At 47.5% G+C, this 15243-nt stretch carries 12 protein-coding genes; 3 read left to right on the forward strand and 9 right to left on the reverse strand.

Annotation, left to right across the window (positions count from 1 at the left end):
- Positions 1-18 precede the first annotated feature (18 nt).
- The 5 genes from ACFW2W_RS19460 to plsX form a co-directional block, all read right to left on the reverse strand.
- A complete protein-coding gene (locus tag ACFW2W_RS19460; RefSeq protein ID WP_378181869.1) occupies positions 19-1068 on the reverse strand; it encodes an AI-2E family transporter in 1050 nt (349 codons plus the stop codon).
- Between the two features lie 179 nt (positions 1069-1247).
- A complete protein-coding gene (locus tag ACFW2W_RS19465) occupies positions 1248-1886 on the reverse strand; it encodes a lysophospholipid acyltransferase family protein (protein WP_378181960.1) in 639 nt (212 codons plus the stop codon).
- Positions 1887-2024: 138 nt separating this feature from the next.
- Entirely contained in the window at positions 2025-2912 is an 888-nt protein-coding gene (gene fabD, locus ACFW2W_RS19470) for an ACP S-malonyltransferase (RefSeq protein ID WP_378181872.1), read from the reverse strand.
- Positions 2913-3141: 229 nt separating this feature from the next.
- A complete protein-coding gene (locus tag ACFW2W_RS19475; RefSeq protein WP_378181875.1) occupies positions 3142-4140 on the reverse strand; it encodes a beta-ketoacyl-ACP synthase 3 in 999 nt (332 codons plus the stop codon).
- 127 nt (positions 4141-4267) lie between these two features.
- On the reverse strand, positions 4268-5299 hold the full coding sequence (plsX, locus tag ACFW2W_RS19480; protein WP_378181878.1) for a phosphate acyltransferase PlsX: 1032 nt from the start codon (positions 5297-5299) through the stop codon (positions 4268-4270).
- Positions 5300-5644: 345 nt separating this feature from the next.
- Here plsX and ACFW2W_RS19485 point away from each other — a divergent pair, with 345 nt between their 5' ends.
- Complete coding sequence (locus ACFW2W_RS19485; protein WP_378181881.1) at positions 5645-6970, forward strand: D-alanyl-D-alanine carboxypeptidase/D-alanyl-D-alanine-endopeptidase; 1326 nt, start codon at positions 5645-5647, stop codon at positions 6968-6970.
- 53 nt (positions 6971-7023) lie between these two features.
- On the opposite strand, the gene lptC is transcribed toward ACFW2W_RS19485, so the two are convergent.
- The 3 genes from lptC to metG all read right to left on the reverse strand — a co-directional run bounded on the left by lptC (position 7024) and on the right by metG (position 10639).
- A complete protein-coding gene (gene lptC / locus ACFW2W_RS19490; RefSeq protein WP_378181884.1) occupies positions 7024-8190 on the reverse strand; it encodes an LPS export ABC transporter periplasmic protein LptC in 1167 nt (388 codons plus the stop codon).
- A 29-nt stretch (positions 8191-8219) separates the two neighbouring features.
- Entirely contained in the window at positions 8220-8828 is a 609-nt protein-coding gene (locus ACFW2W_RS19495) for an NYN domain-containing protein (protein WP_378181887.1), read from the reverse strand.
- Between the two features lie 167 nt (positions 8829-8995).
- Positions 8996-10639: a methionine--tRNA ligase gene (gene metG, locus ACFW2W_RS19500; protein ID WP_378181890.1), complete on the reverse strand. Its 1644-nt coding sequence runs from the start codon at positions 10637-10639 to the stop codon at positions 8996-8998.
- Positions 10640-10994: 355 nt separating this feature from the next.
- Between metG and ACFW2W_RS19505 the strand changes: the two genes are divergently transcribed.
- Positions 10995-11717 (forward strand): lysophospholipid acyltransferase family protein, encoded by a 723-nt coding sequence (locus ACFW2W_RS19505; protein WP_378181893.1) that lies wholly within the window; start codon positions 10995-10997, stop codon positions 11715-11717.
- 228 nt (positions 11718-11945) lie between these two features.
- On the forward strand, positions 11946-12761 hold the full coding sequence (locus tag ACFW2W_RS19510) for an alpha/beta fold hydrolase (RefSeq protein WP_378181896.1): 816 nt from the start codon (positions 11946-11948) through the stop codon (positions 12759-12761).
- Between the two features lie 248 nt (positions 12762-13009).
- Here the strand turns inward: ACFW2W_RS19510 and ACFW2W_RS19515 are convergent.
- Positions 13010-15243, reverse strand: a 2234-nt coding sequence (locus tag ACFW2W_RS19515) for a CHAT domain-containing protein (RefSeq protein WP_378181899.1), incomplete at its 5' end; no start/stop codon positions are given.

The raw sequence follows: 15243 nt of genomic DNA on the forward strand, positions 1-15243 counted from the left end.
ACTCCTCATGACATTCCTCTAAGATTCTGCTTTCATTTCGTCAATTTCAAATAAACTGACAATTACTCCAGTAATCGGAATTGCAATAAAAATTCCGAGTAATCCTGCTACTCTAGCACCTACTAGCAAGGCAAGAAATACGACAACTGGATTAATATTAAGCGAATTTTGCATGATCCGAGGTGCGATAAAATTGTCTTGTACCTGCTGGATTATGATACAAGCCACTACTACTTGAACGGCTAACCAAACACTCTGAGACAATAAAATAACAAAAACGATACCAACCCCTAAAGTAGCTCCAATCCCAGGGATTAGATCGAATAATCCAGCAATAATTGCCAATAGCAAAGGAAACGGTACCTTTAAAATTAAGAAAACTAAAAAAGTAGTAATAGTCAGAAATAAACATAAAATCATCTGTCCTCGAAAAAATCCGAGAAACTTGCGTTGAATTACAAGTGTAAATCTATTTTGTAAATGGGCGGGAACAAGTCTAAGAATAAACTTCCAAAGTTTTTCTCCATCTAGCAGCATGAAAAAAGAAATAACGGCAATTAATATCAAATTAAGAAAATTAGCAAAAAATACTTGTATAGTCGTTAAACTGTAACCAATGCCCAATCCCAGCGATGAGACGATTTGATTTTGAAATTGTTCTTGAATAATGCTCAAATTTACTTGAACATTAAATCTTAAAAGAAATTTTTCTATTTGATAAGCCAGAGGAATTAGAGAATTTAAAAAGGCAGTTAAACTAGAAATTAATTGTTGTCCTTGCGATACAACTGTTAAGCCAACTGTGATAGTAAGACTAGCAATCACGATCATGCCTAGAAAAAAGACTACAGTAACGGCTACACCGTGGGGCAAAAAACGATATAGCGATCGCACGGGATAACTCAGCAAAAAAGCGACAATGGCTGCAAATGTAAAAATGACAATAACTGTTTCAAAGTAAGCTAAAATTCTTACAAACGCCCAGCCTGAAGCAACCAAAAGCAAAAATCTAACCAACGCCAAATTGTTAAGTCGTTGCAAAAGATACTTGGCAGAAGGTTCGCTCATTTTCTTTTTAGGATGGTGATTTAATCCAGAATCCGGCTGATTGACTCATTTTTTCATTGAAGGAGGCAATAGCAGGATATCCAGGCGGTGGCATAACCTAATCCTACAGAAAGCGTAACTGGAAGTACATCATCCCAACGTTTCAATTTTGCCAAGAAAATCTTGTATTTGGAAATCCCTTAACGACCTAAATCGTGCAACGTATGAATCGCCGTCGCGCATTTTTGCGTTACCGCCTGTAACTCATTCCGGTCTGTCGAATTAGGAGGGTCAATTACCTGACCAATTCGCACCGTTACTGGCACCGGACGCGGAACGAGCGAACCTTTCTCAAAAATCGCCTCCGTACCCCACAAACTAACGGGCAGTAGCGGTACCTTTGCCTTGGCAGCAATCAGCGCCGCACCCAGCTTAGGGTCTGAAATCCGGGCGTCTGGCGTCCGCGTTCCTTGCAAAAAGACACCGACCGCCCATCCTTCCTCTAAAAGAGACAGCGCCGAACGAATCGCACTCCGGTCTGCCGAACCCCGCTTCACTGGGTAAGCACCATACAACTTAATTGCCTGCTTCAAAACCGGGACTCGAAACAGTTCTTCTTTCGCCATATAAGCAACGGGTCGCCGCACGCAGCAGGCCAAAATCGGCGGATCAAAATCACTGGCATGATTGCTAACCACTATAAGCGGTCCAATCGGAGGCACCTGTTCAGACCCATAGATACGACCTCGCAGGTAAACATGAAGCACGGGGCTTACCACCGACCACTTAAACAGGTGGTATAGAACTAAACTCGAAACAGGTTCGCGGCTTCTGCCCAGATTAGACAATTCGCTATCCACCGTACTCTCGCTGTAAACCTTTAAACGCCTTGTCTGGTTTTTCTCGTTCCCTGTCCGATCGGGGAAGGAGGGAATTTTTCCATTCTCTCACTCTCTCGCTTTCCCTGTCGCCGTAGTTTATTCTGAGTTCGGCAACTCTGCAACGCTACCCACGTTTTCTAATGTTAAATCGGGGCAAGTGCGTTTAATTAAACCCGTGAGAACTTTCCCTGGGCCAATTTCCACGACCTGCGAAATTCCTTGTACCGGCAATTGTAGGGAAATTTCTCGCCACCGCACCGAACCTGTCATCTGACGGATGAGGCGCTCTTTTAAAATATCAGCGTCCACACATGGGACGGGTTCTACATTTGACAGCACTGGCACTTGGGCAGAATTAAACGGAACCGACTCCAAAACTGCCTGGAACTCGGCAGCAGCTTCCGCCATTAAAGGAGAGTGAAAGGCTCCTGACACATTCAAGCGGACAACGCGCTTAACCTTTACCTGACTTAGCACCGCCTCCACCGCTTCCGGCGTTCCAGAGATAACGACTTGAGCGGAATTGTTGTCGTTAGCTAATACAACGTCTGGGGTCTGCTGAATTTGTTGTTCCAGCTGTTCGCGGTCGAACCCAATCAGAGCCGCCATCATGCCATCGGACGCACTATCCATAAATTCTGCCCGACGTTTGACCAGACGCAACCCAGCCTCAAAGTCAAAGACACCGGCGACGTAGAGAGCGACGTATTCTCCCAGGCTGTGACCGGCAACGAGGTTAGGTTGGTGTCCCCTAGCTTGCATTCGATCCGCCAAAATGCTTTCTACCACATACAGGCTGGGCTGGGTGTAAAGAGTGCGGGATAACTTATCTTCCTGACTCTGACAGATTTCTGGTACAGACCAGCCTAAAATTTGCTCGGCTTGCTCAAATTTAGCCTTCGCCTCTGGCAAGTCTAATAAATCTACTCCCATTCCGATTGCCTGGGAACCTTGCCCAGGAAACACCCATGCGGTCTTTGTCATTGGTCATTGGTAATTGGTAATTCGTAATTGGCGATTAGTAATTGGGAAAAGTTTTCAGTTGTAGAGACGCAATAAATCGCGTCTGAGTTTTGAATTAAAGAAGTTTTTTCTTGCCTCAAAACTTATCCTTAACATTCATAACTTTCATTACCCATTACCGATTCCATATCGAAAATTATCGGAGGCGGAGAAACTCCGACCTCCGCAAAATTAAAAATCTAAAATTGATTTATCTGCCCCATTGGAAAATCGCTGCGCCCCACGTCAGACCAGCGCCAAAACCCGAAGTAGCAATAACATCTCCTGATTTAATTTTGCCTTCTCGCACTGCTTCGTCCAGCGCTAAGGGAATAGAAGCAGCAGAAGTATTGCCGTAGTTAGCAAGATTGCTAAGGACTTTTTCGGCAGGAATTTTTAAGCGTTGGGCGACGGCATCAAGAATGCGCTGATTGGCTTGATGCAAAAGCAGCCAGTCAATTTGTTCAACGCTGATACTTGCTCGAAACATGGCTTTTTCCAGTACTTCCGGCACTTTTTGCACGGCAAAGCGATAAACTTCTTTGCCGTTCATGGTAATGGGGTGGTAAGTGCCAACTTGGACGTTGATCCCAGGAACCAGTTCTTTGAGCTGTGCCGTGTAGGCTAGGTTGAGGGATTTGTGCTGGGTTCCATCACTGCGGAGTTCAAATCCCAGTAAGCGATCGCGATCGCTCGCCTGCATGACAATGGCACCGGCACCATCCCCAAATAACACGCAAGTTCCCCGATCTGACCAATCTACCCAGCGCGACAGAATATCAGCCCCAATCAGCAAGACATTTTGATAGACGCCGGTGCGGATAAACTGCGATGCCGTGACTAGACCAAAAACAAATCCAGAGCAAGCTGCTGTTAAATCAAAAGCTACCGCCTTGGATGCTCCCAGTTGAAACTGAATTGATGAGGCACTCCCAAACAAATCATCGGCAGTTGAGGTTGCCAAAATAATTAAATCCAGGTCTTCTGGAGCAATCCCAGCCATTGCGATCGCTCTTTGTGCCGCGAGTGTGGCGATCGCACTTAAGGACTCCTCACCCGCCAGCCGCCGCTGACGAATCCCCGTGCGGCTGGCGATCCAATCATCAGAAGTTTCTACCAGCTGAGTTAGTCCTTGATTATCCAGGGAAACTGAGGGGATCGCAGAGCCGCTTCCGGTAATGGCGACGCCGACGCCTGTTTGTTGCAACATTGCTCTCCATGCTTGCTGGGGTCTTTAGGTATCAGCTATCAGCATTTTAGCTTTTAGCTAAATCGATTAATTTTAAACGATCGACGCTGGAATGTCACATTTTACCCTTCATCCTTCATACTTGCCGCTATTCACCGATTGCCGATTGTTTAGCACTGATATCTTGAGACTGAATTCGCTCCAGTACCTGATTATCAACAGCTTCTTTCGCCAAGCGAATCGCGTTAAAAATCGACGGAGCCTGGGAGCTACCGTGGCTAATAATACAAATGCCTGCCACCCCCAACAACAAGCAACCGCCATGTTCCGCGTGGTCTACCCGCTGCTTAATCCGCCTCAAGTTTGGTTTCAACAAAGCCATGCCGAGGTGCCCGCGCAGTCCTTGAGGTAACTCTTCCTGGAGGATTTGCAATACCGCCTCACCAACCGCTTCAGCAAATTTCAACAAAACATTGCCAGCAAAACCATCGCAAACGACCACATCAAAGTTACCCGTCAGGACATCTCGCCCTTCGGCATTGCCAGTAAAGCAAATTTGTGAATTCTCTTGCAGCCTTTGGTAAGTGCGAACCGCCAAATCGTTCCCCTTACACTCTTCTTCACCAATGTTGAGCAACCCCACTTTGGGAACGGTTACACCCAGCACATACTGGCTGTAAATCGATCCCATCAGTGCGAACTGCTCCAAAAATTTAGGACGACAATCGACATTTGCGCCGACATCGAGAATTAGCACCGATTTACTGGCTACCATTGTTGGCAAAACTGCCCCAATGGCGGGTCGGTCGATACCTCGAAGGCGTCCCAGTCGCAGCAGAGCCGATGCCATAGCGGCTCCTGAGTGACCCGCTGAGACCACTGCTTGGGCTTGTTTTTGTTTTACCAAATCCATTGCTACGTTGATCGAAGCCTTGGGCTTGCGTTTTAAACCACTTAGAGGCTCCTCGTGCATTTCAATTGTGCCCTCAGAAGGCACAATTTGAGGAAGATGAGAACTGGTGTGTTGCCCTAGGGAAGCTTCAATCTGATGAGGATCGCCCACCAGCAAAACCTCTACGTCTAATTCTTCCTGTGCCCTAAGCGCTCCAGCAACGATTTCGGCGGGGGCGTGGTCGCCACCCATAGCGTCAATTGCGATCCGTGCGCGAGTCGATCCCATTGCTCAAAGTGATATAAACCTTAAAAATTCTACCAGTACCCGATGACTCCTGGAGAAACCGGGTCAATCCGGGAGGATGAAAGAGGACGGAGCAAGGATGAATAAAAGAAGGGTGAAAAAAAATGGTACTTCTAAATAGGTAAAGATAGGGAACTGGCGATCGCAGAGAGTTTATCCCTTTTCGCTCAACCCATTACCCATTTTTTTTTCCTGCCTGTGCTTTACATATACGCGGACTCCCGAAAAAATATCTTCATTCTAGCGGAAGCGATTTCCGCCTTTGGTCTTTGTTGTAGCTTGCACATCCGGCAGGCTCTTTGTTTAGCGAATAAAGGAAAGTGAGGAATGTTGCAATTATTTGGCTCTGGATTGGTGGCGCTGTGGATGACTATGGCTGGGGTGAAAACAACTGAGATAGATACTGCCCAACTGATAGCGTGGCGGGGCGTTCCCTTGTTTTCCCTATCGATGGCGACCGACCCGGTAGCTGAAAACACGATGCGGCAATACTTGAAGGGCTGGAGCGCTAAAGGCATGGGGGCGGCTGCTCAAGGGGTGTGGATTCAGTCGGGGTCGATGCCGCTGGCAACTCACCAGGGAAATATTCCCTTACCGGCTGCTTCTTTGACCAAGATTGCGACTTCTACCGCTGCCTTGGAGACTTGGGGTCCGGGTCATCAGTTTGAAACCTCAATTGGTGCCACCGGACCAGTGAGAAATGGGGTTTTGCAGGGAGATTTGGTGATTAATGGCAGTGGCGATCCCTTTTTTGTATGGGAAGAAGCGATCGCCCTGGGTAATGCCTTAAATAAACGGGGCATCCGCCGCATTAACGGAAATTTGGTGATTGTGGGCGATTTTTACATGAATTATCAATCTCACCCTTATTTGGCGGGTCAGCTGTTCAAACAAGCATTTAACCCCACCTCGTGGCCCAGAGATGCCCAATATCTATACAACTTAATGCCGCCAGGAACGCCGAAGCCACAAATCGCGATCGCGGGTTCTGTCAAAGTTTCGTCAATTACAATTCCCAAGCAAATTTTGTTGTTGCGCCATCGCTCAATGTCGTTGGCACAAATCCTCAAGGAAATGAACATTTACAGCAACAACGACATGGCGGAGATGCTGGCAAAATCTCTTGGGGGGGCACCCGCCGTCGCTCAGTTAGGGGCTACCTCTGCCGGTGTCCCCCAACAGGAAATTCAGCTGGTAAATGGCTCTGGGTTAGGGGTAGAAAATCGCATTTCGCCCCGCGCTGTCTGCGGAATGCTGACGGCGATTGAAAGTTACTTGCAACCTCATCAGCTGACGGTAGCCGATCTCTTCCCGGTAGCGGGACGCGATCGCCGGGGAACGATGGTATCCCGCCACATCCCCACAGGCACGATTATCAAAACTGGCACTCTGCGCGATGTAAGTGCCCTTGCCGGGGTAATGCCGACACGCGATCGCGGTCTGGTTTGCTTTGCCATCATCAACCGGGGTGGCGATGTCGATGGCTTCAGAAAACAGCAAGACCAAATACTTCAAAAACTCGTGCAACGATGGGGCGTTGCCCCCACTCTACCAGCCGCGATTCTTCCTAGCACGGGTAGACCTGATATTGCTGGATTTCTCGGTGACGCCAGTCGCAATGAAATTCTCTCAGACTTTCAGGCGCGACGATAATTTAGTTACAGCGGGCAATTGTGCCCGCCCTACCACTAACGCTTTATCGCTGATTAAGGAATAATTTCCGTCACCACCCTGCTACCACTGCCACTAGCACCACCACCAGTGACAACAACCGTTTGACCTTGAAACTTGCCGACTGCTCTGGAACCCGTCAGGTGCAACGGCGGGTCAACTTGTTGATGATAAATTACATTGCCTTGGGCATCGAATTCTTCAGTCGGAATATTCCAAGTCACCTGATTGGCGTAAAGTTGGGATTGATTCCGACTGCCGACGCCTTGGACGCCACCAACCAGACGAGCCACTTTTCCCTTCAGATCCACCTGACCCTGGTTCCCCGTTAGCGTCACTTGTTGCTGCCGATGCACAATTTTCACGGGTTGGTCTGACGTAACCATTTGGGTGTTTAAGTTCCAAGTGACAGAATTCCCAGCGATTTGCACCGGCGGCTCTAAAGAAGTCATCTGTACATTCTTTGTCAGCGTTGCCGTCTTCGTTTTCAGGTTTACCTGACCGGAGTCTCCCACTGCTTGGTCTGTCACGCGATTGCCCGTGTAGCGGTCAATCTGGATGTGGCGATCGCCAATTACCATCTGCTGGGGAATTTGCCACACTAAATGCTCGGTTCTTATTTGTACCGCTGGGTCTTTCGATGTGGCGACAATTTGACCCAATAATTCCATTTGCTGCGACCGACTAAAATATCGTCCTTCCTTCGCTATAATCTCCATCTGTTGATGGGTGCCGACGAGATTTTGACGCATTATCAAAAGGTCTTCCTTCGGTCGCCACTCTAATTCATTCCCCTTTAAAACTGCCCCATTCCGAGGGTCTGTGGCAACAATCTGACCCTTAAGAAATATTTTTTTACCATCCTCTTGAACTTCCCCACTATTTGCAGTAATTTTCATAACCATTTTTCCATCTTGGAACAAATCCCCGCTGGGATTTTGGATGCGAGCAGCTTTCTTATCTTTGGTGTAAACCGCCTGCTTCGCCTTCACTTTCCACAAAGGTCGTCCCTGCTCATCTGCCTGATCCAGGGTCACATTTTGAAATACCAAACTTCCCTCGAAATCCGTCACGGAGGCAGTATCTTTCTGCAATTTTTTTTCCGTGCGTTTTTCGGTATTACAAGCAGTGACTAAAAAAGTGAACATTAAAAAGTAAATAGGCAAAAGAAATAATTTTTTGCGAGAAGCTACTTTTTTCATTTCTTTTGCCTATTTTTTCCTAATTTGCCTTATCTTTCTTCTTGGTCATCCATAAAGCCAATGCCCGAAAGTGGACGGTAGGTATAATTTTGTCTGGGCGTCTTTTGGATATCTTCTTTGATGCTATCCAGGTCAATGTATCGATCTGATACGTTGATCAAACTGTCGCTGGTCATGGAGCGCAAACTGACCACTTCCACGCGGACACCCCGATAGCTAACGGCATCGACAGCGTAAGCTAAATCCCCATCGCCGCTAACGAGAACAGCGGTATCGTAAGACCCCACTAAAGCCATCATATCGACGGCAATTTCCACATCCAAATTGGCTTTTTTAGAGCCATCCGGCAGCTGTACCAAGTCTTTGGCAATGACACGGTATCCATTGCGACGCATCCACAACAGGAAACCCTGTTGTTTTTCATTCGTGCGATCGACTCCCGTGTAAAAGAAAGAGCGCAACAAGCGAGACCCAGCGGTTAAGCGGCACAGCAATTTGGTGTAATCAATTTCTATACCGAGCTGTAGTGCTGCGTAAAATAGATTTGATCCATCGATGAAAATTGCTACACGACCGCGATTTTCTAAAACCTGTTCTGGCGTAAATACAGAGTCGTTACTGCTGAAATTATTCAACATGATTGTTATGCCTCGATTTTTTTATGAAAAAAGCAATTAGCGATTTTGATGAACTTTTAGCTTTTGAGAGAGCGGTCTGTACCAGAGTCTTTACTTTTGTATGTAGCAGCAACCCAAGGATCAATCCGCTAACAGCCAACAGCTATTAGCTACTAAGACGAAACTATTTAGGCAAGTTCCAGCCTTGGAAAAACCGGTCTGGCTTCACCTAAAGCTTGTCTTGCAGTTAGTGTTCCCCAAGTGGCATGGGCGGAAAACGCAGCCGAAACATCTATTAACGTTTTGTTATTAAAGTCAATTGAAAAACCTAGCTGTTGGTAAATGTCACTGCTGATGGTGGGAATAATTGGTGACAGCAGATAAGCTGCTAGTCTAACAGATTCTAGAACCGCATACAGGACTTGTTCGACGACCTGCTGTTGCCCCTGTTTGTATAAAGTCCAGGGAGCTTGATCGTCAATAAATTTGTTGCTGGCTCGAATTAGAGTGAAAATATCTGCGATCGCTTCGCTAAAAGCCAGAGATTCATAAGCTTGAGCTACGCGATCGCCTAAACCAAGGCCAATTGCTTTAATTGTGTTATCGGGGATGTTTTCAGCTGAGCAATCAGGGACGATGCCATTGCAGTATTTCTTTGCCATGTTCAACGTCCGATTGAGTAAATTGCCCAGGTCGTTTGCTAAGTCAGCATTGAGAATATTGATAAACCGAGTTTCGTTAAAATCTCCGTCTTGCCCAAATTCAATCTCCTTGAGAAAATAGTAACGAATGGCCTCAGCCCCGTAACGTTCGACCAAGGCGACGGGATCGATAGTATTACCCACCGTTTTACTGATCTTTCGTCCGTCTTTCGTCAGAAAGCCATGCCCAAATATTCGACCGGGTATCGGCAGACCAGCTGACATTAACATGGCAGGCCAATAAACCGCGTGAAACCGCAGAATGTCTTTACCAATCAGGTGCATATTAATCGGCCACCACTTGGATAAAGCATTCTCTAGCGTTGGTTCGCTATCCGGTTCAAGCAATGCCGTGACATAGCCCAGCAAGGCATCAAACCAGACATAGATGGTGTGGCTGGGATCGACGGGTACAGGGAAGCCCCAGTCTAAATTCACTCGCGAAATGGAGAAGTCTTGAAGCCCCTGACTGACAAAGCTCAAAACTTCATTGCGGCGAATTTCTGGCTGGATAAAATTTGGTTGCTGGCGATACAAATCTTCCAGCTGGTTTTGGTACTTAGAGAGGCAAAAAAAGTAGTTTTGTTCATCCCGCCACTCGACTTCTTTATTGGGGTGGAGGGGGCAGCGGTGTCCTTCTAGGAGGTCGCGCTCATCTTTGAATTCTTCGCAGGAGACGCAGTACCAGCCCTTTTGTTGCCCCAAATAAATGTCATTTTTTTCCCAGACGCGCAGGAAAAACTCTTTGACAATGGCGTGGTGGCGGGAGTTGGTCGTGCGGATAAACCGATCGTACTGGATGTTGAGCTTTTGCCAAAGGACATCGAATCCAGCCGCAATTTCATCAGAGTGAGCTTGTGGTGCCAGCCCTTTCGTTTCTGCTGTGCGCTGAATTTTCTGTCCATGCTCATCCGTGCCAGTAATCAATAGCACGGACTTCCCCCGGAGTCGTTCAAACCGAGCCATCACATCCGCCGCCATCGTTGTATAAGCGCTGCCAATGTGGGGTACGTCGTTCACATAATACAGCGGTGTAGTAATTGCAAATGTATTTTTACTTGTATGGTTAGCACTCATAAATATAAAAAACAACCCCCTTTCTTGCTTTCGATCATATCCTTCGGGCTGCAATTTTGTATCTTTTCGTTATCTTGTCTTGAGAGTTTCACTTAGCTCCTGGCAATATAAGTATAAATTGTCACTTTTTTTTGACTGCTTGAAAATTGTAAAAAATCTTTACTGATTATTTCTACCCTAAGAGATTCGTATACGCGCGGAAGTTACGTTAATAATTGTATTAAGAAAAGTTAAGTTTTGGGGCGACCGATCGCTTTTGGTCAACGAATAAAGTCCAGGCTAAGTAGAAAATGGAGAGTTAACTCAAGAGTCTAGAGAAGTCTCCCTCTCGACTCTAGCCATTTACAATCAAGCCGATTGCCTGTTGGCTGTAGCGATCGCGCTTCCTGCAAGAAAGCCTATAGAAAGCATGTCTTCAGATAACCCATTACAGATTTCTCGCTTGCTGCTTTCGGCACTGGGAACGCAGATGTATATTTACCATCAGGATCGCGTTCCTCAAGAAGGTGGCGTTTTAGTGGTGAGCAATCATCGCAGCGTCATGGATGCGCCAATACTGATGGCAGCTTTAAATCGTCCGATTCGCTTTGCCTGTCATCACTACATGGGACAAGTGCCCGTGATGCGGGAGATTGTCAATCAGCTAGGTTGTTTCCCTTTAGAGACGCCAGAACACCGACAGCAAGATTTCTTTAACAAGGCGATTAGGCTGTTGCAGTCCCAGCAGGTGGTTGGGATATTTCCAGAAGGTGCCCAACCGATGGTAAACCTAACCCAGCCGAATCAAATGAAAACTTTTCACCGGGGATTTGCCCATTTGGCTTTGCGCGCGCCGGTGCAAAATTTGGCAATTTTACCTGTCGCGATCGCCTCCCACGAAGAAACCAATAACTCAGCAGTACCCCTGCGATTATTAAGTTTATTTGACCCTTCCGAACCCCTATTTAAACAGGCAGGCTGGCATCCGATGGTCGTTTACCGTCGATCTAGCATCCTGATTGGGCGTCCCTGTTGGATTACGTCTCAAGCGCGGGAACAATATCAAGGAAAGCAAGCCAAAACTGTTGTTGCCAGTCTTATCAATTACTGTCAGGAAGAAATTGCTGGTTTACTTCGTCAGGTTTGTTATTAGTTCACAAGTATGGGAGCCTGCGGTAGAATAAGAATTAATACCTACGTCTAGAGGCAGATGACTTATGGGTAGACAAATGGCACAGTCCGCTCTCAGTAGTCGTCACCTTGAAGAATTGGGACTTTCCCTAGTTGTTCGCCGAAGTGCCTTGAGTCCTCGAATCGTTCGCACCCGCTCCGAAGAAAGCAATAAATCTTTGACCTGTTGTTTTTAAATGGATATTACGAAATGCCAGACGTAAAAAGCCATCCATGTTTTCTCACCCCCAGGCTGTTAAATCCAGACTACCCACTGTTTGTGTTCCTACCAGGCATGGATGGCACGGGTCAATTGCTGCGAACGCAAACGGAGGGGTTAGAAGCAGCCTTTGATATTCGTTGTTTGGTAATCCCCGCCGATGACTTGACCAGATGGGACGATCTCACGGATCAAGTGGTAGCGCTGATTGAAGCAGAAGTGGAAAAACAACCACAACGGTCAGTTTATCTGTGCGGCGAGTCATTTGGGGGCTGCTTGGCGATGAAAGTAGCACTGCGATCGCCCGAACTATTTGACCGAATTATTCTGATCAACCCCGCTTCTTCCTTTAATCAGCGACCTTTGCTGGCTTGGGGATCGCTGGTGAGTGGCTGGATACCCGAAGTCCTCTACCGAGTGGGATCGGTGTGGTTATTGCCGTTTTTGGCTCATTTAGAACGGGTTACACCGCGCGATCGCCGTGCGCTTCTAGACGCTATCCACTCCGTACCCCCAAAAACTGTCCTTTGGCGACTGTCCCTGATCAGAGATTTTGATGTTGATGCTTCCCAATTACGTCGCATCACCCAACCCACCCTGGTGATTGCCGGAGGCACAGACCGGCTACTTCCCTCTGTAAGTGAAGCAAAGCGCTTAGCTTCTTGCCTACCCGACAGCGAAATGGTAGTGCTGCCGAAGAGCGGTCACGCCTGTCTCTTAGAAGCTGATGTCAACCTCTATGCAATTATGAAAGCTGAAAATTTTTTAGAACGTCGGGATGAAGCTTCCCTATTGGCGGTTTCTTAGTGATTAGTCCTTAGCCATTCAGAAAGAGAACTAAATTAAAGCTTGTCATTTTGTCGGCTGAGTTATCCCCCGTGCAGAGGGGTTCTCGGCGTTGAGGGCGTGGCTTTTGAGGTGGATTATTCATTTGCTGTTACTAAGGAATAATGACTTTTACCAGGGATTGCCAATCATTGTAAAAGCAGACCAGTAATAAGGATGAGAGAGGACTTGATTTCCAATTCCTAGCAATTGGGGTGGAAATCCAATACTCAAATGGGTTTGATTTGTCTACTTCGCGGCAAAAAGATATCCCCACCGCGAGTCCGCAACTTTCCACCCTCCAGCCGCACCTGCCCCTTGAGCATCGCCAACTGAGCCTGACGTAGCGCCTCTGCCTTAATCGGAGCTGTTTTTAATTGCTCGTAAAATTCTGTCATCAGCCCCAGAGTCCCCTCATCGCTGACATACCACAAACTTGCCAACGCCGATTTCACACCTGCTTGCACGGCTAATCCCGCAAAGCCCAACTCCGCTTGCTCGTTCCCTACTGCTGTGCGGCAGGCACTCAGCACTAATAACTCTACAGGTGGGTTATTCCAACCCAATTCCCGCCACTGATCGAGCCGCAGCTTGGTGTCCCATAACTGAATGTAGGAGTTGCTGGGCGAACCTGGATTAAACTCTCCGTGAGTTGCCAGGTGTACAATCTCAAACGGTTGTTGTTGACGCTGTGCCTTCAAATTCTTGAGAGTAAAATCCTCATTGAGAAAGGACTTGCCTTTCCACAGATAGGGCACAATTGCTGATAATTCCCTCGGTACTGCGGGTAAAGGATTTTCATCCGTAAACGTTGAGATCCCCATTGCCAAAACTTGAGCATTTTTCAAACTCTGGTAGCGAGTATCAGTGAGGCTAAGGCTGGGCATCAAACCAACGCTGTAGCGCTCAAGGATAAACGCTTTACCATCGTGGAGGGCAGCGATGGGGATCGTGCGTAGACCCCCATCCATGAGGAAGACAAGATTCTGGATACCGAGTTTTTGTAAATCTTTCTCTAGGGGTGCTAGCAGCCATTGATACATCTGCTGAGAGGGGGCTATGTAGCCACGAGAGCTTTTAACGTTAGTCACTTGCGTCTGGAATTGGTCAGCAAGTTTGAGAACTTTTTCCCGTGTTGCACCCGTAAGTCGTTTCCGAATCGGTTGTCCCTCTGCCGTCACCAGTAGGAGTTCCAGATGATCTTGAGGATTTTCTGTTTTTTGTGGTTCTAGGCTGTGCGTATTCTGGTGAATTGAGGAGGATGGGCTTTTTGCCTCATTTGCTGTCAAAGTTGTGGGAATAAAAATGGCATAAATGAGTGCCGCTTTGATCCCGCTGGATGCCTCGATGCCTTGCAGGGTACTACGGGCATCGGTAAGGCTCATCGGGGGGGTATCGTTCACGCCCAGATATTGTTCGTATTCCTGGGTGAAAGGTTCGTCAATTTGAGCCAACGCAGAATCAACTTCCACTAGGGACTGACTGGTACTGCCTGGAGGGGAAAGCGCAGTAGTCCCCTGCGGTTGTGATGCCTCTTGCTGTGGGATTTCGACTGGCTGCGAGGGGGTTTTAGCGGGAATCAGATCGGGAGTCGGACTGAAGGTGATGATTTTAATGTTGCCCTGGATGTAAGTGGCAGGCGGTACGGGTACTGAAAAGATTGTGGCAATCGTATTGCTTGCCCCGCTAGTAATCGATCCAGCCGTTCCGTTGAGGGTAGCATTGCCGATGATGAAGGGAGTTGTGGTGCTGCCGTTGTGACGGATGGTGATGTTACCGCCGTTGGTTCCGCCAGCGGTGGAAATGCTGGAATTTAGGCTGTTGCGGTCTGCAAACGTGCCTGTAGCCCGAAAGAATTTACCAGCAGTAATGTTCACAGTTCCTCCAGTGCCACTTCCCAGACTTTGGGCATTGATGGTACTAGTAGTAAGATTGCCGTTGTTAGCCGTTAGGGCGATCGCTCCCCCGTTGCCACTCTGCGAGTCAGAAGACAAATTTTTGGTATCGATCGATCCCGTAATGCTGTTGAGGGCGATCGCTCCTCCATCATTATCAATTGACCAAGATTCCACATTACCTGTGGTAATGTTGCCGAAAGCTTCTAGGGCGATCCATCCCCCGTAGCCTTCAGAGGAAGTTGCATCTAATAACCCAGTATTAATCGTTCCCTGGTCACTGTAGAGGGAGATATCACCGCCATCATTATTAATTGACCAAGATTCCACATTACCTGTGGTAACGTTGCCGAAAGCTTCTAGGGCGATCCATCCCCCGTAGCCTTCAGAGGAAGTTGCATCTAATAACCCAGTATTAATCGTTCCCTGGTCACTGTAGAGAGAGATATCACCGCCATCATTATTAATTGACCAAGATTCCACATTACCTGTGGTAACGTTGCCGAAAGCTTCTAGGGCGATCCATCCCCCGTAGCCTTCAGAGGAAGTTGCATCTAATAACCCAGTAT

The organism is Coleofasciculus sp. H7-2, from assembly GCF_042747725.1.
In the GTDB taxonomy this organism is placed as follows: Bacteria; Cyanobacteriota; Cyanobacteriia; order Cyanobacteriales; family FACHB-T130; genus FACHB-T130.

Excerpts from the sequence above, each read along its gene's own strand:
- ACFW2W_RS19460 (WP_378181869.1), bottom strand. The coding sequence starts at position 1,068 with ATGAGCGAACCTTCTGCCAAGTATCTTTTGCAACGACTTAACAATTTG.
- fabD (WP_378181872.1), bottom strand. The coding sequence starts at position 2,912 with ATGACAAAGACCGCATGGGTGTTTCCTGGGCAAGGTTCCCAGGCAATC.
- ACFW2W_RS19475 (WP_378181875.1), bottom strand. The coding sequence starts at position 4,140 with ATGTTGCAACAAACAGGCGTCGGCGTCGCCATTACCGGAAGCGGCTCT.
- plsX (WP_378181878.1), bottom strand. The coding sequence starts at position 5,299 with ATGGGATCGACTCGCGCACGGATCGCAATTGACGCTATGGGTGGCGAC.
- ACFW2W_RS19485 (WP_378181881.1), top strand. The coding sequence starts at position 5,645 with ATGTTGCAATTATTTGGCTCTGGATTGGTGGCGCTGTGGATGACTATG.
- lptC (WP_378181884.1), bottom strand. The coding sequence starts at position 8,190 with ATGAAAAAAGTAGCTTCTCGCAAAAAATTATTTCTTTTGCCTATTTAC.
- ACFW2W_RS19495 (WP_378181887.1), bottom strand. The coding sequence starts at position 8,828 with ATGTTGAATAATTTCAGCAGTAACGACTCTGTATTTACGCCAGAACAG.
- ACFW2W_RS19505 (WP_378181893.1), top strand. The coding sequence starts at position 10,995 with ATGTCTTCAGATAACCCATTACAGATTTCTCGCTTGCTGCTTTCGGCA.
- ACFW2W_RS19510 (WP_378181896.1), top strand. The coding sequence starts at position 11,946 with ATGCCAGACGTAAAAAGCCATCCATGTTTTCTCACCCCCAGGCTGTTA.